The organism is Cytobacillus sp. NCCP-133, from assembly GCF_026011715.1.
Lineage (GTDB): Bacteria > Bacillota > Bacilli > Bacillales > Cytobacillaceae > Cytobacillus.
In genome coordinates, this window is the sequence record NZ_BRVM01000004.1 from 108,604 (window position 1) to 133,288 (window position 24,685).

Here is a 24,685-nt window from a genome sequence, read left to right on the forward strand (position 1 = left end):
GTTCAAGTTTATTTGCCTATTTAATCAATGCATTGCAATCAGCGATTAGGGCAACCTGTCCATCGCCAAGGATTGTTGCTCCGGAAATCGCAAAAACATTGGTTAGATAGTTTCCAAGTGACTTTAGAACAACTTCCTGCTGTCCGATAAAGGAATCAACAACAAGACCAGCCATTTTATCGCCTTTTCTGACGATGACAACAGACAGGAACTCACTTTCCTGTTGATCTGAAGGGATATCAAAGATATCTTTCAACGACAGAAGCGGAACAACTTTCCCTCTGAAATCAATCACTTTCTGGTTGTGCGCTCTCATTATATCACCTTTTTTAATTATGGCCGTTTCAATGATGGATGATAAAGGAATAGCGTATTTTTCTTCCTCAATCTCCACGAGCATAACTGAAATGATAGAAAGTGTAAGCGGGAGCTGAATTGAGAAAATAGACCCCTGGCCAACTTTGGAATCAATCGTTACTGAACCGCCCAATGATTCGATGGTATTTTTCACAACATCGAGCCCAACTCCGCGCCCGGAAACATCTGATATTTTTTCAGCCGTAGAGAACCCGGATGCGAAGATGAGATCATAAGCCTGTTTATCGGAAAGAACGGAAGCTGTCTGTTCCGTGATAATGCCTTTTTTAATAGCTTTGCTGATCACCTTTTCTTTATTGATGCCTGAACCATCATCTGCTATTTCAATAAAAACATGATTGCCGCTGTGATAAGCTTTTAAGATTACATTTCCTTCCTCATTTTTCCCGTTGGCTTTTCGAACCTCAGGAGTTTCCACTCCATGGTCAAGTGCATTGCGGATTAAATGAACAAGCGGATCGCCAATCTCATCAATAACTGTTCTATCCAGTTCAGTGTCTGCTCCAATAATCTCCAGGTTAATCTTTTTATTCAGATCCCTTGCCAATTGTCTGACCATTCTAGGAAAACGGTTAAATACCGTTTCGATGGGAACCATACGCATATTCAGGATAATGTTTTGCAAATCACCCGATATCCTTGACATGTGTTCCACAGTCTCATGAAGCTCCTGGTTGTTTAATTCACGTGAGATCTGCTCAAGTCTCCCTCGATCTATAACCAATTCCTCAAACAAATTCATCAGAATATCCAATCTCTCAATGTTTACCCTAATCGTCTTGTTGCTTGTCTGCTTAGCCGCCTGAGCTTTCTTTTCATGCTTTGGCTGGTTTTCCGCTAGGAGAGTTTCTGCTTCAGAAGATGAAGAGACTGCTTCCGTTTCAGTTTCCTGTTCATGCTGACGGAGTTCCTCCAATAACAGAGAAGAAACTTTTGCTTTCTCCACTTCAGACACCTTCAAAAGCTTTTGTTCCACATCTTCTTTAGGTTCGTGGGTCACGATTGTAACTGAGAACTCCTGATCGAATTGTTCTTCTTCTAACTGCTCTACAGAAGGAGTAGATTTTATGACCTCTCCTATTTTTTCCAGAACCTCAAATACCATATAAACTCTGGCTGCTTTTAGCAAGCAGTCTCCCCGCAAAGCAATTGTTATTTCATATGTTTCAAATCCTTGCTCCTTTGATTGCTGGATAACTGTCCATTCAAATTCATCATATGTACTTTTCATAGCAGGGGAAGGTCCTGCCAGTGCAGCAGCTGTCTCTGTTTTTGTTTCGAACTGAATTGGACTCTGCCCTTTTTCAATCAGTTTTAATTTTGAAACAGCTGCGGAAACATCTCTCTTTCCGTCTCCGCCTTCCGCAATTGAAAGGACCATCGCTTCAAGGTCGTCAACTGCTAAAAAAACAACATCCAGTATTTCTGCATTAACTTTAATTTTCTGATTCCTAATGGCATCAAGAACATTTTCCATCTGGTGGGTAAGATTTGCGAGATCCTCATACCCCATAGTTGCAGACATGCCTTTTAATGTATGAGCGGATCGAAAAATTTCATTAACGATCTTTATATCCTCTGGATTTTTCTCCAATTCCAGAAGCTGCTCATTGCACGCCTGCAAATGCTCCTTGCTTTCTTCTATAAATACCTCTAAATATTGGTTCATCTCCATGCGCTTCACCCCTCGGACTTAAACAAATTTCAAAATGGATTCTGCAATTCGTTCAACATTTTGTATTTCATCTATTAATCCTGCCTCAATAGCAGCTCTCGGCATACCGAAAACAATGGAAGTTTCCTTGGATTCTGCAATGGCTTTTACTTCCCCGTTTTTTTTAATAGCCGCTAGCCCCTCTCTTCCGTCTGATCCCATTCCAGTCATTATGACTGCAATTTTCCGATATTCTTTCAGCCTGCTCAAAGAATCGAACATGACATCCACCGAAGGACGGTGCCCATTTTTGGGAGGCGACTCATCCAGATGGAGAATCAGGTCCTGCCCCTTTCTCCCCGCCTTGAGATGGAAGCCCCCAGGAGCAATGTAAGCAGTGCCGTTCTCAAGGATATCACCTTCCTCTGCTTCTTTAACTGTCATGTCGGACAAACCATTAAGCCTGCTGGCCAAAGATTTTGTAAATCCTGGCGGCATGTGTTGAACAATAAGGACTGGCGCTTTTATATTTCCCGGAATAGCTGTCAGGACTTTTTGAAGAGCTCTCGGACCTCCTGTAGAGGTGCCAATGCAAACAATTTGCTTGCTTTGAGAACCAGTTGAGCTTGCATAACCATTTGATAGAACAATTGATTCATTTAGTTCTATTTTACTATAATTTCGTTCGACTTTCGTATTATTTTTTCCATCTGAAGAAGATTTGCCCAAATGATTAATATTTACTTTACTGGCAAGAACAACTTTTTCTATTAAATCTGCTTTTATCTTATGCAAATCAAGTGATATAGAGCCTGAAGGCTTCTCTATAAAATCCACGGCACCATATTCCATTGCGGCGATCGTATTTTCTGCGCCATCCTTTGTTGTGCTTGAAAGCATCACCACAGGCATGGGCTGGGAACTCATAAGGACCTTTAACGTTTCAAGACCATTAAGGACTGGCATTTCGACGTCCATTGTAACCACATCGGGTTTTAATTCTTTGATCTTTATCAAACCGTCTTCGCCATTTCTTGCTGTGCCTACTACAATCAGGCTGGAATCTTCAGATAGAAAGTCGGCAATCAGTTTTCTCATAAAAGCCGAATCATCTATAATAAGAACACGGATTTTCTTCATGCTGATTCACTTCCTTTTAAGAAAAGTGCAAAGCGCCCGCCTAACTGCCATAAGCATAAGACAAGCCGGCTGAAAGGCTGTTCTTTAACCACTTAGCAGGATTGGCTTAGACCAGTGAGCCGATAACCCCTGGAGCTAGACAGTGATCTGCGTTCAAAACTTTATTTCTTATTTTTCAAAAAGAAATTCTTCAGCTTAGAAATAAACTCGGATGATTGCTGGTTTCCTATTAACCGATCATCTTGGCTATTACTTAATGTAAAAGCCATTTGACGAATAGCTTTAGAAGCTGATGATTTTTCCTGGAAAAGGACAAAGGGTATTTGCCTTTTTACAGCCTGCTGGATGCCGCAGTCATCAGGAAGAACGCCAAGCAAATTAGAATCTCTTCCGAGGAACCTCTTTAAAACAGCAGAGATTCTTTTAAATGTTTCCTGACCTTCTTTTTCACTTTGAGTCCTATTAATAACTAAATAAAATGGGATTCTTTCATTCAATAGATGTATTTGCTTCATAGCGGAATAGGCATCTGTAATGGACGTAGGTTCGGGTGTTGTGATTACCGCAATTTTCTGGACAGAAAGGATGAATTTAGCTGACTCCTCTGTTATCCCTGCTCCCATATCAAAAATCATATAATCATAGTTAGCCATGAGGACATCGAGTTGCTCCATAAAGCTGGCAAGTTTTTCTTCTTTCAATTTCACTATATGCGAAAGTCCAGTTCCCCCTGCAATATAACTAAGTCCATGAGGACCTTTCGATACGATCTGTTTTAATGAAATACACTGATCAAAAAAATCTGCAATCGAATAAAGGGAAGTTCTGCCCATAAGGATATCTAGATTCCCCATTCCAATATCCATATCGAACAACAAAACTCTTTCCCCCTTTTTGCATAAGGAAATAGCTAAGTTCAGGGAAAAATTAGATTTACCCACACCTCCCTTTCCACTGACAACAGCTAATGTTTTTGCCATGTGCTGCAGGCTGCTCTTCTCAAGCAGCCTGGATCTGAGTTTTTCTGCCTGATCATTCATTTCTTCGTCCCCACCAGCTGCTCTGCAATCATTTCTTTCTTTGCATCAAGAATATCATCTGGGACATCTTGGCCGTTTGTTACATATGCAACACCTTTTTTATATTTATGGACGATGTTATACATCGCTCCAAATGTTGAGGTTTCATCTGCCTTCGTAAAGATCAGCTTCTCAATATCCAGGATGGAAAACTGTTTGCAGATATCCTCCATATCCTTTTGTTTCGATGTAAGGGAAAGGACTAGAAAGGTTTCCATATCCTTTTCAAAATCGATAATATTTCGCAAATCCTCCACATATTGTTTATTTCTAAAGTTCCGGCCTGCGGTATCAATTAATATCAGATCTGCATCGCTGAGCTTCTCCGCTGCCTGCCTGAAGTCTTCTACTGTATAGCAAACCTCTAAAGGAACATTTAGTATCTTTGCATAAGTTTTTAATTGATCGATTGCTGCAATCCTGTACGTATCAGTTGTTATAAATGCTACCCTTTTTTTATGCTTTATCACACATTCTGCTGCCATTTTGGCGAGAGTTGTAGTCTTGCCAACTCCTGTAGGCCCTGCCACATTGATATATTTCTTAGTAAAAGAAATTCCTCCGAAGGTTATTCCTTCTAGTCCATTTACAAGTTCTTCTTCAAGCCATGTTATAACTTCAGATTCCTCTGCATCAGCCCCGCTCAAATACCATTTTTCAAGTAATGAAGAAAGCAAATGATCCTCTACGTTTCTATCCAGCTCTTGCTCTTTAAGAAGAAGCTGAATTTTTTTGATTGGTTTTGGAAAGACGGGACCATTTTGCTGGCTGCCGGCGAAATTATCCATCACCTGCTTTAACTCGTTAATTTCCTTTATCAGTCCCTCAGAAGGTTTCACTTCTGATACACTTCCAGTTTCTCTGAACTTATACTCTGCCATTCCTTGCACTTGGCTTGCTGAAGGACCTTTCCGGCTGGAAGCAGGCTTTGTTATAGGCTTCAGTGCTGTCTCCTGTTTTGGATCAACTGCTGCCATAACTTCGATGCTTCTTTTTTTAAAGAAACCAAGTACTCCGCCAGTATGAACAACTCTGGAATTTAAAATGACAGCCTCATTTCCAAGTTCGGCACGAATTTGCTTCATTGCTTCTGGCATGGAAGGAGCTATATACTTTTTCACCTTCACTCGACATTCACCACCCCGACACTTTGGACTTCCGCTTTTGCTTCAAGCTCGTTATAAGAAATAATCGGTATTTGCGGAAAATACCTTTCTGTTAATTGTCTAATATACATTCTCACCGCTGGAGAGCATAGCACAATCGGCGTCTGATCCATCAGCGAAAGCTGTTCGACCTGTGAAGCAATGGACTCCAGGATATTTTGTGAAATAGCAGGATCCATGGATAAATAATTTCCGTGCTCAGTCTGTTGTATGCCCTCCGCAACCAACTTTTCAACCTTCCCGGAAAGAGTTACGACTTTAATGGAGTCCCCCTGCTGTGAAAACTGGTTCGTTATCTGCATGGCAAGAGCCTGACGGGCATATTCTGTCAGCAAGTCTGTATCACTTGTTGTTTTGGCAAAATCAGCTAGCGTTTCAAAAATCACTGGCAGGTTGCGGATTGAGACATTTTCTCTTAAAAGCTTGGCCAATACCTTTTGCACCTCACCTACAGACATTGGATTGGGGGTAACTTCTTCCACAAGGATCGGGTAGCTTTCTTTTACATGGTCAATCAGCTGTTTCGTTTCCTGACGGCCCAATAAATCGTGTGCATTGCTTTTGATCAATTCTGTAATATGTGTAGAAACAACTGAAGGAGGATCTACTACCGTATAGCCAAAAATTTCAGCCTGTTCCTTCATTTCTTCTGTTATCCATTTGGCGGGAAGACCGAAAGAAGGCTCTATTGTATCGATCCCTTCAATGCTGTCATCCTCGATTCCCGGGCTCATTGCCAAATAGTGATCAAGCAAAAGCTCTCCTCGAGCCATTTCATTCCCTTTAATTTTCAGCCTGTATTCGTTCGGCTGAAGCTGAATATTATCTCGTATCCTCACAACAGGAATCACAAGGCCCAGTTCGATAGCCAGCTGTCTTCTAATCATAACAATTCTATCAAGTAGATCACCGCCCTGATTGGCATCTGCGAGAGGTATGAGCCCATAGCCAAACTCGAATTCTATCGGATCAACATTCAAAAGATTTACCACACTTTCAGGACTTTTCATCTCATCTGTTTCAAGCTCTTCTTCCATTTCCAGCAATTGCTCTTTGTCAGGCTCTGGTGTCCGGGCTATCATATAGCCTCCGAATATCAGCAGGCCGCCGATCGGCAATGTAAGAACAAAACCTATAGGTGTGAGCAATCCTAATAGGATAATCGTTCCCCCAGTTACATAAAGCATTTTGGGATAGGCAAATAGCTGTGAAGTGATATCTTTTCCTATGTTTCCATCAGATGCTGCCCTTGTTACAACAATACCTGTTGCAGTTGAGATTAAGAGTGCGGGAATCTGGCTTACAATTCCATCTCCGACTGTGAGCATCGAATACTTTACTGCTGCCTCTGCAATAGGAAGACCCTGCTGCATCATACCAATAACAATTCCGAACATAAGATTAATTAACGTAATGATAATCCCTGCAATGGCATCGCCTTTCACAAACTTGCTCGCACCATCCATGGAACCATAAAAATCTGATTCGCGGCTGATTTTTTCCCGACGTTCACGAGCTTCATGCTCTGAAATCATGCCAGCATTCAAGTCCGCATCAATACTCATTTGTTTACCAGGCATAGCGTCCAATGTAAAACGCGCGGCAACTTCCGAAACCCTCTCAGATCCCTTTGTAATGACAACAAATTGAATAATGACAAGGATTAGGAATACAACAAGACCAACAATTATATTACCACCAGTAACGAAGGAACCAAATGTTTCAACAACCTTTCCCGCTTCCCCTTCAGAAAGAATAGAACGCGTCGTAGATACGTTCAAACCTAATCGGAATAGTGTCATTAACAAAATCAGAGAAGGAAAAATCGAAAACTCAAGCGCTTCCTTCATGTTCATGGCTGTCAATAAAACCATGAGCGCAAGAGCAATATTTATGATGATCAACACACTTAAAAGCCAAGGCGGGAACGGAATGATAAGCATGGCTACTATTAAAATTACACTCATCAAAACTGATAAGTCTCTTACTGGCATGGTTATTCTCTCCTTACTAGAAAAGCGGAAGCGCCTTGGCAGCCTATTTTCATGCTTCCTAAGACAAGCTATTAATTAGAAATAATAGTTAAATTAAATTTTGCTTTTAGTTCTATATACAAAAGCAAGAATCTCAGCGACCGCTTTAAAAAACTCTTCAGGAATAGCATCCCCTATATCCGCCTGGCTGTATAGCGCCCTTACTAGCGGCCTGTTTTCTACGGCAATCACTTCGTGTTCTTTTGCTATCAATTTGATTTTCTGAGCAACGAAGTCTACTCCTTTAGCGACAACAATGGGTGCATCGCCTTTTGATTCATCGTAGCTTAAGGCGATGGCATAATGCGTAGGATTAGTAATTACAACATCCGCTTTGGGGACTTCCTGCATCATTCTTCTCATCGCCATTTCCCGCTGCCTTTGTTTAATCTTTGATTTTATGAGAGGATCTCCCTCAATGTTTTTGTATTCATCCTTTACATCCTGTTTGGACATGCGGATGTTTTTTTCAAAGTCGTACTTCTGATATAGGTAATCAAGCACTGACAAAAACAGCAGGGAAGCGGAAGCGATTAATCCCATTTGTACTGTTAGGCTGGCTATTGTAGCCAGCGCTGCTCCAACTGATTTTTGAGATAGAATTAGAATTTCATCTATTCTAATCCATAGAATAGTGAAAGCAGCCAGCCCTACAAATGCTATTTTCAATATTGATTTCAGGAGTTCTACAATTGCCCTCATGGAAAAAATACGTTTAAATCCTTTTATCGGATCAAGCTTCTCTAATTTAGGCTGTATTGCCTCTGTAGAAAATAGCACACCAACCTGCATAAAATTACCTGCTACCCCGGCAGCCATAGCAATCAGCATAATCGGCCCAAGAAATAGCACCAGTTCTTTTAAAATATCAAGAAAAATCACCTGGATATTAGACTCTGTCAAAGGCATCATCATATAATCGTTAAAGGAATGCGTAAAAATATATAGAATAATATCATTTAAATAAGAGCCAGCAAACAGCATAAAAAGGAAAACTGCCAGTAATACAAATGCTGTGTTGACATCCTGGCTTTTCGCCACCTGCCCTTTCTTCCTGGAGTCCTGCCTCTTTTTTGGCGTCGCTTTTTCTGTTTTTTCCCCCGCAAACTTTTGGAGATCCAAAGATAGCAATAACTTCATAACATCATGAACCTCCCATAAGAGCCATTAGCCCTCTCATCGTGTTAAGCATCGTTTCAAACAGCTGTGATACCGCAAACAGCAGAACACTCATGACAGCAATTAAAACAATGAAACTTACACCTATTTTCAAGGGAAGGCCCACAACGAATACATTCAGCTGCGGAACTGTTCTCGCTACGATCCCAAGCGCAACATCAACAAGGAAGAGACTTCCAACAACAGGTATGGACATCTGGAAAGCAACGATGAACATGCTATTTAACGCCCTAATGACATATTCAACCATGTTTTCATTCCCAAAAGAAATCCATGGCTGCTCCATCGGTATGAACGTGTAGCTGTAAAATACTCCATCCAGCATGAGATGATGGCCATTCACAGTTAATAAAAAGAAAAGGCCTATAGTATATAAATATTGTCCCATTAGAGGGCTTTGGGCACCCGTTTGCGGGTCAATCACATTTGCAATGGCAAATCCCATCTGGAAATCAATAAAGCCACCCGCAATTTGAATCGCTGAAAGCATTAAGTAAGCAACAAAACCAATCATCAGCCCAACTAATGCTTCTTTAATGATTAAAAGAAAATAAGCTCCGCTGATATCCAGCACAGGCACTTCCAATCCCAAAAACATGATCCATGAGAGGAAGAAACCCAATCCTATTTTATGAGATGCCGGTATGGAACGGTATGAAAATAGTGGCATCATCAAAAAGAACGATGTCACTCTTACAAATATAAGTAAAAAGGCAGGAAAAGCAGGTAAAAAATCTAGCATGCCATCAACCTACAAACCTGGTCAAATTAGAGAAAATCTCATTTGCATAGGAAAGCATATGGCTTAGCATCCACGGGCCAAAAAAAACGACGCCCACAAGGACTGCCACAATCTTCGGAATGAATGCCAATGTCTGTTCCTGAATTTGAGTTGTAGCCTGAAAGATACTGACCACCAAACCGACCACCAGGGCCAGAATAAGCAAAGGCCCGCAAATCATAAGGACGGTAATGATTCCTCTTTCTGCAATTGATATTACTGTTTCTGGAGTCATTCTGAATGTTCACCTGCTTAGAAGCTTTGTAAAAGAGATTTAACAACAAGATACCAGCCGTCAACCAGGACAAATAACAGGATTTTAAACGGCAATGAAATCATCACTGGAGGGAGCATCATCATCCCCATAGACATTAGGACGCTTGCAACCACCATATCAATCACAAGAAACGGTATAAAAATCATAAACCCAATTTGAAAAGCTGTTTTAATTTCACTTATGGCAAAAGCCGGCACAAGAGCAGTCAAGGGGATATCTTCAATGGAAGATGGCGCCTCTGCATGAGAATATTCAAGAAATAATGCAAGATCTTTCTGTCTTGTATGTGCACTCATAAACTCTTTGAAAGGCATTGAGGCTCTTTCATATGCTTCTTCCAAATTAATTTCTTCATTAAATAAAGGTGTAAGAGCCTGCTCGTTAACTTCTTGAAAAGTGGGTGCCATAATAAAAAATGACAGGAACAAAGATAAACCGATCAGGACTTGATTTGGCGGCATTTGCTGTGTGGCGAGCGCCGTTCTGACAAAGGAAAGAACAATCACGATTCTTGTAAAACTGGTCATTAAGATCAGAATACTAGGTGCAAGGGAAAGAACTGTCAGCAGTAAAAACAGCTTCACTGAGGTTGAGACATTCTCTGGAGAACTGTTATTAAAAAATTCCATAAATTCATTCATTGTTCTTTTTGCCCTTTCTTTCCAACTCATCAAAGAGCTCTCGTCTGCCCTTTTTAATTTCGTCTAGCTGCTGTCCGAGCATTGCACTAAACTTTGGGCTGCCTGAAAGGTCCCCGTCAGGTTGCTTCGTTCTTTTCATCACCTTTGTCACAATATCGCTTGGGCGGATAAGCTGTTCCATTTTGTCATTGTGCTCTGTGATGAGTTGACTGTATTCTTCCGAATCGTCAATTTCCTTTAACAGCTGTATATCTTCTCCTACCCCCACGACAAGAATCCGCTTTCCAACTTTGATCAGCTGCACTGACCTGTTGCCTCCCAAAGCCGTTCCGCCTATGTTTTCAACAATCTGTGAACGGGTGTATACTTTGCTTTTCTTATTGATGAATTTTAAAAGTACATAGAGAAGGCCCACAGTGAAAATAGTAGCCAGAATCATCTTAAAGAAATCCCAGAAAGTCAGGCCGACTCTGCTTCCATCTTCCTGTGCAGTTACATCTTCTCCTTTACCTATTCCTTCTTCCCCGCAATTCTCCGAGTTTTCTATGCACTCTTTTACACTATTATTTAATTGTTCTGCATGAGTCCTTGGCTGCATGCCCAGCAGAACAATTAATAAAATTAGAAGAAATGCAATCATTTTTCTAACATCCAGCACGTTTTTGCACCCTCTAAAAAAGATAATCACTAGCCCAAGGTTTTCCCGATTGCTTCTAATACTCTATCTGCCTGGAATGGTTTAACAATAAAATCCTTAGCGCCTGCCTGAATGGCATCAATGACCATCGCCTGCTGTCCCATGGCCGAACACATGATAACCTTAGCATTCGGATTTATTTTTTTTATCTCCTTCAATGCTGTTATGCCATCCATTTCAGGCATGGTGATATCCATTGTAACCAAATCCGGCTGAGTTTCTTTATACTTTTCAACAGCTTGTGCGCCATCAGCTGCCTCTCCAACAATTTCATAGCCATTTTTTGATAAGATATCTTTAATCATCATTCGCATGAAAGCTGCGTCGTCTACAATTAGAATTTTGTGTGCCATAATTTTTTTACCCCCAAATATTATCTAAGTTTTTTAATACGGTCGCTCTGACTTAAAATTTCCGTAACACGGACACCGAAGTTTTCATCAATCACTACTACCTCACCCTGTGCGATTAACCGGTTATTCACAAGTATATCCACCGGTTCACCAGCAAGTTTGTCTAGTTCTATGATGGACCCCGAGGACAATTCAAGTATTTCCTTAACGGAGCGTTTTGTTCTGCCAAGCTCAACGGTAATTTGAAGAGGAATATCCAAAAGCATATCCAGATTTCTCGTTTCTGTTCCCTGCATTTGATACGGCTCGAAGCTTGAAAATACCGCTGGCTGGACATTCGGCTGCTCTCCACCCTGGTATGTACTTCCAAAGTGTTGCGGCCCCGTTTGCTGTGCCGTCTTTTGCATAGCTGCTTGATGCTGTATAATAGGTTCCTGTTTCATTGGATGTCCGGTATAGTGTGACGGTTCTGCTGGCGGTCCAGCTTGTGCATATGCTGGCTCATAGCCTGAGTTGGTGTCCGGCTGTTTCACAAAATCTTGATAACGCTGATTGGCTTCAGAGTTAGTTTTTTGCAGCGACTGAGTTTCATGAATATGATCTTCATCTGCATTTTCTTCCCCCTGTCCCGGATTCAGCAATTCATTTACCAGACTCTTTCCGAAATCAAAAGGAAGAAGCTGCATAATATTAGAATCTATTAAGCTGCCGATCCTTAATCGGAAAGAAATCCTTACAAGCATGTCTTCTGACGGAAGCCGCTCAGTGCCTTCTCCTTGCGGCACGTCTAGGATATCAATAGCAGGAGGTGAAATATCCACTTTTTTCCCAAATATCGTCGACATTGACGTAGCGGCTGAACCCATCATTTGATTCATAGCCTCCTGAACAGCGCTTAGCTGGATTTCTCCCATAAGTTCAGATGGATTTGTCCCATCTCCTCCAAGCATTAGGTCCGCAATGATTGCTGCATCTGATTGTTTAATCACCAAGAGATTGCTTCCATAAAATCCTTCGGTGTAATTTACCTGAATGGCAACATAAGGATGCGGGAACTCTTCGGATAATTTACCGCGCAGAACAATTGAGACGGCTGGTGTAGTAATTTCTACCTTCTGGTTTAATAAAGTTGATAAAGCCGTTGCTGAACTTCCAAAAGAAATGTTGCCGATTTCCCCTAAAGCGTCCTGTTCCATAGGGGACAGGTAATCTTCCGTTTGGAAAAACTCCTCTTTATAACTGGCTGGTTTCTCATTATCATCATTTACAGCTCCTCTTAAAAGAGCGTCAATTTCATCTTGCGAAAGCATATCATCATTCATCATCCCCATCTCCCCCTTTCTCCGTTTCCAAAATTTGTATTGCGAGTTTTTTGTTCATTTTCCCAGGCTGCCCCAAGAATTTTGGAATATCGCCAATCTTAATGACAAGAGGTTCGTCAATTGCTTGTGTTAATTCAATGACATCACCTTCATCGAGGGATAAGAAATCCTGAATATCAATATTAGAACTGCCAAGCTCACAAATGATAGGCACTTCTGCTTTGTGGATATTCCGCTCAATTTTGGCGATTAGTTCAGGTTCTCTTTCCTTCTTATCTGTCTGCATCCAATAATGGACTGAGAGCTTAGGAATAATAGGCTCGAGTACAACATGCGGTATACAGATATTGATCATCCCGCTTGTTTCCCCAATCGTTGTATTTAAAGATATGACTACTACTGTTTCATTTGGAGATACCATTTGCAAAAATTGCGGGTTTACCTCAAAATCTGCCAATAGCGGGTCAATATCGGCAATCGTGCTCCAGGCTTCCCTAAGATTCTCAAAAGCCCTTTCAAACGTAGCTGACATAATCTTTGTTTCTATTTCAGTTAAATTGTCCACCTTGTTTATACTTGAGCCACGCCCCCCCATTAACCTGTCCATCATGGCATAGGCAACATTGGGGTTTATCTCCATCAGAATTCTTCCATCAAGGGGCGGCACTTCAAAAACATTCAAAATCGTCATTTTGGGTATGGACCTGATAAATTCTTCATATGGAATTTGATCCGCTGAAGCGACTGAAATTTGCACAAAAGTTCTTAGCTGTGCTGAAAAAAAGGTTGTTAAAAGACGAGCAAAATTCTCATGGATTCTTGTTAAACTACGAATCTGATCCTTTGAAAACCTTAATGCCCGCTTAAAATCATAAGCTTTTACTTTTTTCTCTGATTGCTCTTTCTTCAGCTCATCCGCATCCATTTCGCCGGTTGACAGAGCTGAAAGCAGCGCATCAATTTCACTTTGCGATAAAACCTCACCTGACATGAATCCTCACCTCCGTCAATTGCAGTTTCTAATTTTGGCATCATTGGAGGAGAGATTCGGTAATATATACCTTTATGATCTTTCCTTCTTGCATAAGGCCGTTAATTTTGTTTTTCAAATCTTCCTGCAGCTTGATTTGGCCTTCTTTCCCTTGAATATCTTCAGCATTCATTTCAGCCAATTCCTGAATGATCAGGTTTTTAACCTGAAAATCTCTTTTTTCCAGTTCCTCTTTGGCTTTTTTGCTTTCTGTTTGGATTTTGAATGAGATCCTGATATAATTATCGCTAGCCAAATTCGCTGTAACTTGCGGGATATCAACAGAAGCCTCAAGTACTTCATCAATAGTCGGCTCCTTCGTCCCTTCCTCGCCCGTAAACTTCATCACCACAACAAGGGCAATTGCGCCAACCAGGGTAATCGCAACAATCATCATTACCATGATCATTAACAGCTTATTATTCTTCATCTTCATTTCCCTCCAACAGCTGCTGCCCCAGAAGATTGACAGATTGATAGAATCCTATTATCGATTTCATTACTTGATCTTGAGATTCCTTTACAACATACTTTTTTCCGTTCGTGAGCGTAATCGTCGTATCTGGAAAAGACTCCACCGTTTCTATGTATAAAGCATTTAAAATAAATCTTTTGCCATTCAGGCGAGATACTTTAATCAATGTCTTATTCAGGGCTGAAAGCCTAATCCTATCAGCCCTGTCCCTCCCTTAACTTATCGTTTTAAATTAACAAGTTCCTGCAGGATTTCATCAGATGTTGTAATGATTCGTGTATTAGCCTGGAAACCACGCTGTGCTGTGATCATTTCTGTGAACTCTTCTGATAGGTCTACATTGGACATTTCTAAAGTTCCAGAAACAAGCACTCCTGCACCACTTTCGCCTGGATTTAGTTCTGTTGCGTCTCCAGAGTTGACAGTGTTTTTGTATAGATTATCTCCGATTTTTTCTAAGCCGCCATTGTTATTGAAACGTGCTATACCGATGGGGCCTTTTTCTTGTAATGTATCATCGCCATCAATTAAATAATTTATCGTTCCATCATTGGCTATGCTTAAACTCTTTATCTTTGTAGCATCCCCTAAATTAATTGGATTTTCAGCCTTATCGAGGACCAAATCACCAGAAGCAGTAACAAGGTTAGCTGAATCATCAAGGTAGAGATTTCCCGCTCTGGTGTAGTATGTTGTATCTCCTCTTGAAACCATTAGGTAGCCATCACCTTGAATTCCAACATCCAAAACACGGCCAGTTGTCTGCAAACTCCCTTGTGTATCTATGGTATCTATAGAAGATAATTGTGATCCAAGACCAACCTGCTTGGGATTGATACCACCTGTGTTATCACCGCTACCAGTTGCACCAGAAATTGTCTGGCTTACCATATCCTTAAAATTAACCCGGCCCTTCTTATACCCAAACGTGTTCACATTCGCTATATTATTCCCAATCACATCGAGCTTTGTTTGAAAATTCTTCATTCCGCTGATTCCTGAGTACATTGAACGTAGCATTATTTTTTGCTCCTCTCGTATCTGCTGCTTCTGTCAGTCTGCAGCTTTGGCCTCCTGTTAAGGTCCAGCCTGTTCATTTTATAAATCCAAAATAATAGTTCCATTAATATTTGTGAATATTTGTGTGCCTGCTTCTTCCCGATCCATAGCCGTAATCACTGTATTATTTTTTGCACTGACGATAAGCGCTGCGTCATTCAGCAATACTAGAGATTCCTTTACACCCATCTTCTTAGCTTCATGTATCTTTGATTCAATTTGCTGCCACCGTTCCTCATTTATATGAATTTCTCTCTGTTCAAGCCTCTGCTTGGCATGTTTGCTGACAGTGAGCTTTCCATCGGCCTTCAATGCTGTTTGCAGGTGGGCAGAGAATGAAGAAATTGCTTGTTTTCCACCTGGAACCTCTTTAGTCTTTGGAGTGATTACCGGCTGAGTGTGAATCGGACGAAATAACATTTTATCCATCCAATCGCTTCCTTTTTCTATTCATTCACTTGAGAGATATTTGCCGGTTCCAATTTTGTTCCGTCTTCGAGAATAAAGATTGCTGAATTATTCTTATACTGGATGGATACAACTCTGCCAGTTCCTTCTTCAATGGCGGAAGCCTGTTCGGAATCACTTGCTTCAGCCAGTTTGTGCCAGGTTACATTCTTGCCCAAGAACTGATTGAATGACATGAGCTGGCTTTGCTCTTGAAATGCCAATAATTTCTCCATGGTATTATTCATATTGGTCACTTGCTCCAAGGATGAAAAGGTAGCCATTTGCGCAATAAAGTCCTTGTCTTGCATTGGATTCATCGGATCCTGGTTTTGGAGCTGGATCATTAATATTTTCAGGAAATCATCTTTGCCTAATATATCTGAGCCAGTTTTTCGGCTTTGATTTTGATAGTTTGAAAGCAGCAAAGATGAATCTATTGTGTTCGCCATTCCTATCACTCCTATACTTCGGCATTGAGAAGCGCTTCTTCAAAAGTGCTATTAAATTTGCTCTCATTCTTCTGCTTTTCTTCTTTTTGCTGCTGGCCTTCCCCCTGATGCTGATGATCTTTATTGAATGGACGGTCCTGCTGGGTCATTTGCTGTGATACTTCAATTCTCTCAACCTGAATGTTTTGGGAACTGAATGCGTGCTTTAGTCCATTAATTTGTGAATCCAGCATTTCTTTTGCTGAGGCAGTTGATGTAAGGATTCTTGCGATCATTATGGAATCCTTTTGGATTAGTTCAACACGAAGAGCTCCAAGATGATCCGGGTTTAGCTTAATAAGCAGCTTTTGGGATCCACCGGACTTTAGGAAACTGCTTTTCGATAGTATGTTTTCAAATTGCTGCATTAATTGGCCGGCGTTTAATGGCCTTCCTTGCTTGTTCATCATTTGCATCTGTTCGGGCTTTGACAGTGTTTGAATCTGGAAATGCCCCTGCATTCCAGTATCGAGCCTGAAGATCTTGCCAGGAACAGACTCAAATAAATATTCATTTCCTGCAGATTTTCGCTGTTTAAATGTGTTTAACTCATTTGCCAGCGGGATAATAACTTTCTGCAGTGTACTTTCTTTGTCAAACGCTGTACCGGTTTTTAAAAGCTCCTTAAGACTTTCTTGAACTTTGCCCAAGAAAGTTTTCAAATCAATTTTATTGCCTAATAAATCATGCTTAGCTGACAACAGGTCATAAAGTTTTAAAATTTTAAAAGCTTGTCCCAAGTCTTTCTGCGGCCATTTAGTCACTTCTTTAATCTCAAGGGCTGAAATAGACTGGATTAAACCTTCTATATGATTATTCTCATTAGCAAAACCAACATCCAATTTGATATAAGAAAGGGCATTGTCATTTAAGCTCTTCAGCAGCGTTTTCAATACTTGATGTAACTCTTCCATTGAAAGATTCATATGTTCAGCAATAATGTCAATAATGTTTGTACCAGTTTGGAATGCAGCCTTCTCAAAAAGCCCCGTGCCGCTCTCTAATTGTGATAGATCATTTGCTTCAAGAAACTCAAGCAATTCTTCCAATTCCTTCATTGATTCACTTTCATCATCAGGTTCAGCTGTTAACCGATTAGTTTCACCTGTATGGTTTTGAATCAAATTTGAAAAAAGACTGGCAAAGGAGCTCATTTCTTCTCCTGTAAGTATATCTTTACTCCCAGAAGCATTTTTTGATTGGATTACTCCAAGTCCGCTGATATGCACTTTTACACCTCCTTTCAGGATAAAACCTTAATTATTTTCTTGAGCTGCTGTAAGAAGGGCAGTAAATCGAGCTGCATCTTCAGGATTCATTTTCTCCATAATCGATGCCAGTGTTTCCGCATTCACATTTGATAGTATTTTAATCGCATCTTCATCTTTCATTTCAGTAAGAATGGGTGCAGCTTTTTTGGCTGATATTGATTCATAAGTTCTCACTATATCTTTGAATGCACGTTTATTTTCTTCCTTTATTGCTGTCAGCTCATCAATTTCCTGTTCCAGGCGCTGTTTCTCCAATCCTGCCCTTTCAATTTCGAGGTCTTTGCTTTCAAGCTGCCCCTCAAGCTGGGAAATCCTAGCTTCACGATCTTTGATTTCCGCTTCCAGCCCAATAAGCTTCGTTTCCATCACTTCTTGTGATCGTGAACTTTCCTCATCAAACAAAGAAGATAGGAATGGAACCTTCTGGCTGTATTCCTTTGCTGTTTCAAAAATATTATTTCCAGATAATATAAATACCAGCAGCGCAACAGTTATTGCCAATAAAACAGAAATAAAAAAAGCGAATAAAAACCATCGGTGCCTGCTTGTTTTTTGCGATTCAAGTTCTTCTGGCATTTTTTCCATTTAACCACCTAATTTCCCCGATTCATATAAAGCTGAATCGAGATATCATCCATTTGCCTGCCTTCTTTTTGCTTTATGTCTTCCATAAAACTAGCCAAATCTTTTTCTTTCATTTTTTCATACTTTTTTACTTCCATATTTTTTTCCATCAGTTTATCCTGCTGAAAATTCATTTGGCTCCTTGCATTCGCAACCATTTTTTGATAATAATCAATCGTTTTTTCAAGGCCGTTAACAAAATGCTGATGATGCCTGATTTCTTGGACTGGCAGCCCCTTTATCAGCCTTGATTGCTGATATGCTTCCATATCTTCTTTTTTCTTTAGAAGCGCGTACAACTTCCCAGCGGATTCTTCAAAACGCTTCACTGCCTGATTGTATACATCAAATGCCTGATCCTTTTCTCTTTCCTTTATATGAAGGATTTTGTTAAATTTAAATTCGTAATGCATTCCATTATTCTCCTCTTCCAGCTATTCCTTTTAATTGGCCAATGCTTTCCAAGATAGAAATTTTCTCATCCGTTCCTTGCTTCATGAAAGAGATAATCGAAGGATATAACCTAATGGCCTCATCAATCTCCACAGAAGACCCGCGCTTATAGGCACCGATATTAATTAAATCCTCGGAATTTATATAGGTACTGAGCATTTCTCTTACTTTTTCAGCAGATTTGATGTGTTCTGCATCAGCAATGTGATTCATGACCCTGCTGACACTCTTAAGGACATTTATGGCTGGAAACTGCCCTTTATTGGCAAGTGCCCGATCTAAAACAAAATGCCCATCAAGGATTCCCCTGACTGTATCTGCGATCGGCTCATTCATATCATCACCATCAACCAGGACAGTATAGAATGCCGTAATCGATCCATGCTGATTTGTTCCTGTTCTTTCCAGCAGTTTAGGGAGGACCGAAAATACAGAAGGAGTATACCCTTTAGTTGTCGGGGGTTCGCCAACGGCCAGTCCAACCTCCCGCTGCGCCATTGCCACACGTGTTACGGAGTCCATCATTAGCAAGACATTCATCCCTTTATCCCGAAAGTACTCTGCAATTGCAGTTGCTGTGGATGCACCCTTAATCCTCATTAAAGCCGGCTGGTCAGATGTAGCTACAACAACGATCGATCTCTTCAAACCTTCCGGGCCCAAATCCCTCTCAATAAATTCACGTACCTCTCTGCCCCGCTCCCCAATCAGCGCTATAACATTCAAATCAGCATTAGTATTGCGTGCAATCATTCCAAGAAGTGTACTTTTCCCTACACCGCTGCCGGCAAATATCCCCACTCTTTGCCCAATGCCTACGGTCAAAAGACTATCAATCAACCGTACCCCTGCTTCAATAGGTTCCGAGATTGGCGGCCTGCTCAAAGGATTGGGAGGTGACTGTTCAGTTAATACAGGTGTAAGGCCTTTAGGCAGCTGAGAGCCATCAAGGGGACGCCCAATTGAGTCAATCACCTGTCCGATCAATGCAGGACCAATTTTAATTTCCAGGGGCTTGGATGTTGCCTCCACAATACAGCCTGGAGAAATATCCTGAACATCTGTGTATGGCATTAGGATGACATTTTCATCTTTAAAGCCGACTACTTCGGCTTGTATCTTTCTGGTTCGGCCTTTGCCGATATGGATACAGCAAACATCTCCCACTGAGCTTTCAGGGCCCTGTGATTCTATCATCAGCCCCACGACTCTCTTAACTCTCCCAAACCTCTTATAGCTGTCAATTTGGTCTATTTGCTTTATTAAGTCCTCAAGCTTCATTCCTCTTCACTCTCCAGCAGTTCGAAAAGCCTTCTCTTTATCTCTTCAAGCTGGCTATCCACGCCGGCCTCAATTCGCCCATTGGCGGATTGGATTATACAGCTTGTATTACTGAGTTCCTCGTCAGGATAAATATATAAATCTGTTTCCTTTGGAAAGACCCTATTTAGCTCTTCTTTATGGGATAACAGCAGATGATAATGAACAGGGTTTACATGAAGCTGTATTTCCCTATATTCCCTTGCTTCTTTAAGGGCCCTTTTGACTATAGAGAGAAATTCCTCATTATTCTGATCAAGAACCTGCCCAAGAATCTTCCCTGCAGCTTTTAGCCCTAGATTTAAAATTGTATGCTCAGACGACTCAATATGCATTTGATAATCATTCTTAGCAGTATTAATAATCTCTTTTGCAGACTGGATTAATTCCGAATATTCTTTTACACTGCTTTGCTTTCCCTCTTTCACTCCTGCAGCGTAGCCTTGCTTGCGCGCTTCGTCAAAAACAGCTTTTCTTTCCTGTTCAAGTTCGTCCCTTTGCTGCTTCATTTGCTGATAGATTTTTTCTGCATCTAATTTTGCAGTCTCCACAATGGCTTCCGCTTCTAGGCGTGCTCCTTGCAGCATCTCTTCCAACTGAGCTTCTGAATGGCTAAAATTTTGCTCAGGCTCATGCTCTGCTTTTATATGACTATCAAGCATTCTAATAGAGATGATTTTCTTTTCCTCTTGTAATTGGCTGGCAGAGATCGATTTTATTAATCTAGACAATAATATCATCTCCCCCGCCGCGGGCGACGATAATCTCACCTGACTCTTCCAGTCTGCGGATGATGCCTACAATTCTTGATTGTGCTTCTTCAACATCCCTTAGCCTTACTGGTCCCATGTATTCCATTTCATCCTTAAAGGTTTCCACCATTCTTGAGGACATATTTTTAAATACAATTTCTTTCACTTCATCACTGGATACCTTCAGTGAAAGCATAAGATCCTCGCTTTCACAATCCCTGATTACACGCTGGATTGCACGGCTATCCAATGTAACAATGTCTTCAAATACAAACATTCTCTTTTTAATTTCCTCAGCAAGTTCCGGATCTTGAATTTCCAATGCATCGAGTATGGTTCGTTCAGTAGAACGGTCAACGCCATTCAGAACATCGACAACTGATTCGATGCCGCCCGTTTGTGTATAATCCTGAGTTACTGTAGATGAAAGCTTCCTCTCAAGTATCTGTTCCACTTCGTTAATAATTTCAGGAGACGTGCTATCCATTACGGCAATTCTTCTGGCGATATCTGCCTGCATCTCCTGTGGCAGTTCGGATAAAATTTGACCTGCCTGGGGTGGATCCAAATAAGACAAAATTAAGGAAATCGTTTGCGGATGTTCATTTTGAATGAAATTTAAGATTTGAGCAGGATCCGCTTTTCGGGCAAAGTCAAATGGCCTTACTTGGAGTGAAGATGTAAGCCTATTGATAATGGCAGACGCCTGCTCAATTCCAAGGGCTCTTTCAAGGACAGTTTTCGCATACCCGATTCCGCCTTGAGAAATATAATCCTGTGCAAGTGCAATTTGGTGAAATTCTTCAAGCACATCTTCTTTCGCAAAGGAATCCACTTTGCGGACTCCTGAAATTTCTAATGTTAATTTTTCAATTTCCTCTTCACTTAAATGCTTATAAACGGAGGAGGCTACATCAGGACCAAGCGAGATTAGAAGAATAGCTGCCTTTTGTTTGCCTGATAACTCTTTTTGTTCTTTTTTTGGCATTTTCCCTTCCTCCTTAGTCATCAGCAATCCAAGTCCGCAATAACTTTGCAAAGTCCTCCGGCTTTTCTTTTGCCATTTTTTCAAGTTGCTTGCGCCTCATCGTACTTTCTGTTTCATGTTCTTCATTAACATCAGGTACATTAAAGGTTTCTTGGACTTTGGCTGCTGTTTCTTCCTCTTTTTGCTTTTGTTTCTTCCTGGCTTTTGCAATAAGGAATATTAATAAAGCAATGATTATTAAAAGAACTCCCCCCACTGCATAGATCCACCATGGCAGAACCGGGACAGTTTCATTAGGAAATTCAACCTTGCCGTTAAACGGCTGGACAGAGACAACAATCTTATCCTGTATAGCCTCATCAGTTAAATCAGCATCCGCAGCATCCTTATTTATCGTTGTGCGGACAATGGTTCCAAGAATTTGGGTGATATCATTGATTCTTTCCTGCGGAAGCGAAGCGGGATCATCTGCTGCAGGCGGTTCGACCATTACCTGGATACCGAGATCTCTAACCTTATATGGACTTTCGACTATTTCTTTGCGGATTTTGTTCACTTCATTATTAATTGTTTCTTCTATTCGTTCATAGTCACCGTTAGCAGCACCGTTTTCCAGATATTCAGGTGCATCTGTTCCAGCGGGTTCATCATTTCCTCCAGCTGGCGTAAATCCGCCGGCAGCTTCTCCGTTTCCTGTAAAGGTTTCGGTAATTTTCTGTGCACTAATTGCAATACCTTCCATATTTTCTTCATCAACTGGAGCTACAAGGTTTTCCTCTCTATTTTCTTGAGTAAAATCAATGTCAGCAGTTACAGAAACAACGACCTTGTCATGTCCCATTAAGGTGCCCAGCATATTTTGTACTTGCCGCTGCACATCTCTTTCAATTTCCTTTTTTATTTCATGCTGGGCAGCAAATGTGCTTCCAGGTGAAGAATTTTGATTGCTTTTTAAATCAAAGTACTCAAAAAACTGATTGGTAATGACGATATTATCTGTAGGAAGATTTGGAATGCTTTTCGCCACTAGATGATATAAGGCCTGTATCTGGGATTCTTCAAATTGATACCCTGCTTTGGTGTTGAGCACAATGGAGGCGGAGGCTTCTTCAGAAAGGTCATTGACAAAAATACCCTTTTCCGGAAGATTAATCATCACTTTCGCGTCATTGACTCCGTCGATTCCCTTCATCAAATTGGCGAGCTCCGTTTGCATGGCATCCAATTTCAAAACATTAAATTCGTTTTCCGTCATTCCAATACCAGCGTTTTGGCTAAAGAAAGAGTAATCAATACTCCCTGATTTAGGAATGCCCTCGGCTGCAAGCTCAACTTTCAAAGTATCCACTACTTCTTCCGGTACTTTAATCGTTGTACCTCCGTCTGTAATTTCAGATTGTATTCCCCTGCTGTCCAGGCTCTCTTTTATCGTGCCTGTTTCAGATGGCGTCAAATTGCTGTATAAAGGTAAAAGAGTTGTTCGGGTTGCCAGCACTGAAGCAAGGATTACCAGCAAAATAAAGAAGGCAACGGAACCAATTATGATCGTTTTCTGTTTTTTTGTCCTGCAGGCCCAATATTCCTTTATTCTTACTAAATATCTTTGAAACGACTCATTCATCACAATCCTCCGGTTATTCTGTCTAAGCTAATAACCGTAATTCACAAGTTTTTAGCTTTAATCGTGTGCAATACATTAAAAAATTGAAAAGCACGCTCTTGAAATATGGTTCGTCAGCTTTTCAATTTGGCATTATGGCATTTAAAAAAGAATGCAGTTTCTGCTTGCTATTAAACTTGCATTCTCATTGTTTCCTGGTAAGCTTCAATCACCTTATTACGAACTTCCAGTGCAGCCTGCATTGTAATACTGGCTTTTTGGGACGTTATCATAACTTGATGGAGATCAATATTCTCGCCCCTTGCCAGTTTTTCCGTCATGGCATCTGACTGGATTTGTGATTCATTTATTTTTTCAATTGATTGCTTTAATACCGACGAAAAACTTTTCTGAGCTTCGTATGCTGTATGTGTATGGGTCTTTGCGTTTTCAGCCGGTTTTAAAGAAAGCACCGGCATAAAAGTAATTTTATTCATTTAAAAACTTCTCCCTATTTGCCTATTTCTAACGCTTTCATCATCATGCCTTTTGTGGCATTAAAAACGGTTACATTCGCTTCATATGATCTTGTTGCACTTATTAAATCCACCATTTCCCTAAGCGGGTCAACGTTTGGCATTTCAACAAATCCATTTGCATCTGCATCCGCATGCGCAGGATCATACACCATTTTTGTCGGTGTTTCCTTATCCTCTACAATTCTGGAAACCTTCACCCCGCTGCCGACTGAGCCGCTTCCTTTGCCCATTGCTTTGTTTAAATAGGATGAAAACTGGCTCTCTTTCGGCTCTAAAACAACTGACTTTCTTCTGTATGGCCCGTCTCCGTTTACACTCCTGGCAGAATCTGCATTTGCTAAGTTAGATGATATCACATCCATCCGCAGTCTTTGTGCAGTGAGGGCAGAGGCGGTATTGTTCATACTATGAAAAATCGTCATGCCTATTTCCCTCCTCTAATGACATTTTGCAGACTGGAAAACTTCCCGCTCATTCTTTCAATCATTGCATGATAGTAAATTTGGTTTGTCGCAAGATCCGACATTTCTTTATCTAAATCTACACTGTTTCCATTATGGTTATATGAAACATTCTTTTTTGTCACTACACCCTGCAAGGAAGATGGTCCGCCATTAAAATCATAGTGTCTGGTATCACTTTTATTGGCTTCGAGCGGGCCATGAACCACCTGCTGAAAAACCTCTTTAAAGCTTACATCTTTAGCTCTATAGTTTGGTGTATCCACATTGGCGATATTTTGTGAAATAACTTTTTGCTTTAATGAAGAGTAATCTAAAGCACGTTCAATTGTGGAAATCGTTCCTGAAAACATTTTCAAAACTCACACCTCATATTTTCACATCTCACTACCTGGTAATTCTTGTAGAATTTTGGTGATAATGGACAAATTATGTCATCATAAACATTATTGTAATGAATATGAAATAATATGTC

At 40.7% G+C, this 24,685-nt stretch carries 28 protein-coding genes; all 28 read right to left on the minus strand.

The window, feature by feature from the left end; all coding sequences use genetic code 11:
- Positions 1-16: 16 nt before the first annotated feature.
- The gene (locus tag NCCP133_RS07570) at positions 17-2,053 is read right to left on the minus strand and encodes a chemotaxis protein CheA (protein ID WP_264804322.1); all 2,037 of its coding nucleotides are present in this window, start codon (positions 2,051-2,053) and stop codon (positions 17-19) included.
- An 18-nt stretch (positions 2,054-2,071) separates the two neighbouring features.
- Positions 2,072-3,172, minus strand: coding sequence for a protein-glutamate methylesterase/protein-glutamine glutaminase (locus NCCP133_RS07575; protein WP_264804323.1), 1,101 nt, complete (start codon positions 3,170-3,172; stop codon positions 2,072-2,074).
- 161 nt (positions 3,173-3,333) lie between these two features.
- Complete coding sequence (locus NCCP133_RS07580; RefSeq protein WP_264804324.1) at positions 3,334-4,212, minus strand: MinD/ParA family protein; 879 nt, start codon at positions 4,210-4,212, stop codon at positions 3,334-3,336.
- On the minus strand, positions 4,209-5,378 hold the full coding sequence (flhF, locus tag NCCP133_RS07585) for a flagellar biosynthesis protein FlhF (RefSeq protein WP_264804325.1): 1,170 nt from the start codon (positions 5,376-5,378) through the stop codon (positions 4,209-4,211). Before flhF ends, NCCP133_RS07580 begins: the two co-directional genes overlap by 4 nt.
- Positions 5,375-7,411 (minus strand): flagellar biosynthesis protein FlhA, encoded by a 2,037-nt coding sequence (flhA, locus tag NCCP133_RS07590; RefSeq protein WP_264804326.1) that lies wholly within the window; start codon positions 7,409-7,411, stop codon positions 5,375-5,377. The genes flhF and flhA overlap by 4 nt, the downstream gene beginning before the upstream one ends.
- 93 nt (positions 7,412-7,504) lie before the next feature.
- Positions 7,505-8,590, minus strand: coding sequence for a flagellar biosynthesis protein FlhB (gene flhB / locus NCCP133_RS07595; RefSeq protein WP_264804327.1), 1,086 nt, complete (start codon positions 8,588-8,590; stop codon positions 7,505-7,507).
- A 4-nt stretch (positions 8,591-8,594) separates the two neighbouring features.
- The gene (fliR, locus tag NCCP133_RS07600; RefSeq protein ID WP_264804328.1) at positions 8,595-9,371 is read right to left on the minus strand and encodes a flagellar biosynthetic protein FliR; all 777 of its coding nucleotides are present in this window, start codon (positions 9,369-9,371) and stop codon (positions 8,595-8,597) included.
- A gap of 4 nt (positions 9,372-9,375) precedes the next feature.
- Positions 9,376-9,645 (minus strand): flagellar biosynthesis protein FliQ, encoded by a 270-nt coding sequence (gene fliQ / locus NCCP133_RS07605; RefSeq protein ID WP_009330744.1) that lies wholly within the window; start codon positions 9,643-9,645, stop codon positions 9,376-9,378.
- A gap of 17 nt (positions 9,646-9,662) precedes the next feature.
- Positions 9,663-10,328, minus strand: coding sequence for a flagellar type III secretion system pore protein FliP (gene fliP / locus NCCP133_RS07610; protein ID WP_264804408.1), 666 nt, complete (start codon positions 10,326-10,328; stop codon positions 9,663-9,665).
- Complete coding sequence (locus tag NCCP133_RS07615) at positions 10,321-10,986, minus strand: flagellar biosynthetic protein FliO (protein WP_264804329.1); 666 nt, start codon at positions 10,984-10,986, stop codon at positions 10,321-10,323. Before NCCP133_RS07615 ends, fliP begins: the two co-directional genes overlap by 8 nt.
- Before the next feature lie 29 nt (positions 10,987-11,015).
- A complete protein-coding gene (locus NCCP133_RS07620; RefSeq protein ID WP_264804330.1) occupies positions 11,016-11,378 on the minus strand; it encodes a response regulator in 363 nt (120 codons plus the stop codon).
- Positions 11,379-11,398: 20 nt separating this feature from the next.
- Positions 11,399-12,703, minus strand: coding sequence for a flagellar motor switch phosphatase FliY (gene fliY, locus NCCP133_RS07625; RefSeq protein ID WP_264804331.1), 1,305 nt, complete (start codon positions 12,701-12,703; stop codon positions 11,399-11,401).
- A complete protein-coding gene (gene fliM, locus NCCP133_RS07630; protein WP_264804332.1) occupies positions 12,693-13,691 on the minus strand; it encodes a flagellar motor switch protein FliM in 999 nt (332 codons plus the stop codon). Before fliM ends, fliY begins: the two co-directional genes overlap by 11 nt.
- A 40-nt stretch (positions 13,692-13,731) precedes the next feature.
- Positions 13,732-14,160, minus strand: coding sequence for a flagellar basal body-associated protein FliL (gene fliL / locus NCCP133_RS07635; RefSeq protein ID WP_264804333.1), 429 nt, complete (start codon positions 14,158-14,160; stop codon positions 13,732-13,734).
- Positions 14,150-14,371, minus strand: coding sequence for a flagellar FlbD family protein (locus NCCP133_RS07640; RefSeq protein WP_264804334.1), 222 nt, complete (start codon positions 14,369-14,371; stop codon positions 14,150-14,152). Before NCCP133_RS07640 ends, fliL begins: the two co-directional genes overlap by 11 nt.
- Positions 14,372-14,424: 53 nt before the next feature.
- Positions 14,425-15,225 carry a flagellar basal body rod protein FlgG gene (gene flgG / locus NCCP133_RS07645; RefSeq protein WP_264804335.1) on the minus strand — a complete coding sequence of 267 codons (801 nt, stop codon included), beginning with the start codon at positions 15,223-15,225 and terminating at the stop codon, positions 14,425-14,427.
- Positions 15,226-15,303: 78 nt separating this feature from the next.
- The gene (locus tag NCCP133_RS07650; protein ID WP_264804336.1) at positions 15,304-15,693 is read right to left on the minus strand and encodes a TIGR02530 family flagellar biosynthesis protein; all 390 of its coding nucleotides are present in this window, start codon (positions 15,691-15,693) and stop codon (positions 15,304-15,306) included.
- A 17-nt stretch (positions 15,694-15,710) separates the two neighbouring features.
- Positions 15,711-16,163, minus strand: a complete 453-nt coding sequence (flgD, locus tag NCCP133_RS07655) for a flagellar hook assembly protein FlgD (protein WP_264804337.1) — start codon at positions 16,161-16,163, stop codon at positions 15,711-15,713.
- An 11-nt stretch (positions 16,164-16,174) separates the two neighbouring features.
- The gene (locus NCCP133_RS07660; RefSeq protein ID WP_264804338.1) at positions 16,175-17,431 is read right to left on the minus strand and encodes a flagellar hook-length control protein FliK; all 1,257 of its coding nucleotides are present in this window, start codon (positions 17,429-17,431) and stop codon (positions 16,175-16,177) included.
- A 27-nt stretch (positions 17,432-17,458) separates the two neighbouring features.
- Positions 17,459-18,058 carry a MotE family protein gene (locus tag NCCP133_RS07665; protein ID WP_264804339.1) on the minus strand — a complete coding sequence of 200 codons (600 nt, stop codon included), beginning with the start codon at positions 18,056-18,058 and terminating at the stop codon, positions 17,459-17,461.
- An 8-nt stretch (positions 18,059-18,066) separates the two neighbouring features.
- Positions 18,067-18,510: a flagellar export protein FliJ gene (fliJ, locus tag NCCP133_RS07670; RefSeq protein WP_264804340.1), complete on the minus strand. Its 444-nt coding sequence runs from the start codon at positions 18,508-18,510 to the stop codon at positions 18,067-18,069.
- A gap of 4 nt (positions 18,511-18,514) precedes the next feature.
- Positions 18,515-19,831, minus strand: a complete 1,317-nt coding sequence (gene fliI, locus NCCP133_RS07675) for a flagellar protein export ATPase FliI (RefSeq protein ID WP_264804341.1) — start codon at positions 19,829-19,831, stop codon at positions 18,515-18,517.
- The gene (gene fliH / locus NCCP133_RS07680; RefSeq protein WP_309298046.1) at positions 19,828-20,610 is read right to left on the minus strand and encodes a flagellar assembly protein FliH; all 783 of its coding nucleotides are present in this window, start codon (positions 20,608-20,610) and stop codon (positions 19,828-19,830) included. Before fliH ends, fliI begins: the two co-directional genes overlap by 4 nt.
- The gene (gene fliG, locus NCCP133_RS07685) at positions 20,594-21,610 is read right to left on the minus strand and encodes a flagellar motor switch protein FliG (protein WP_264804343.1); all 1,017 of its coding nucleotides are present in this window, start codon (positions 21,608-21,610) and stop codon (positions 20,594-20,596) included. The genes fliH and fliG overlap by 17 nt, the downstream gene beginning before the upstream one ends.
- A 13-nt stretch (positions 21,611-21,623) precedes the next feature.
- Entirely contained in the window at positions 21,624-23,231 is a 1,608-nt protein-coding gene (gene fliF, locus NCCP133_RS07690) for a flagellar basal-body MS-ring/collar protein FliF (RefSeq protein WP_264804344.1), read from the minus strand.
- A 170-nt stretch (positions 23,232-23,401) separates the two neighbouring features.
- Positions 23,402-23,707 carry a flagellar hook-basal body complex protein FliE gene (gene fliE / locus NCCP133_RS07695; RefSeq protein ID WP_264804345.1) on the minus strand — a complete coding sequence of 102 codons (306 nt, stop codon included), beginning with the start codon at positions 23,705-23,707 and terminating at the stop codon, positions 23,402-23,404.
- 14 nt (positions 23,708-23,721) lie between these two features.
- A complete protein-coding gene (gene flgC / locus NCCP133_RS07700; RefSeq protein ID WP_264804346.1) occupies positions 23,722-24,171 on the minus strand; it encodes a flagellar basal body rod protein FlgC in 450 nt (149 codons plus the stop codon).
- A gap of 2 nt (positions 24,172-24,173) precedes the next feature.
- A complete protein-coding gene (flgB, locus tag NCCP133_RS07705; RefSeq protein WP_264804347.1) occupies positions 24,174-24,569 on the minus strand; it encodes a flagellar basal body rod protein FlgB in 396 nt (131 codons plus the stop codon).
- Between the last annotated feature and the right edge of the window lie 116 nt (positions 24,570-24,685).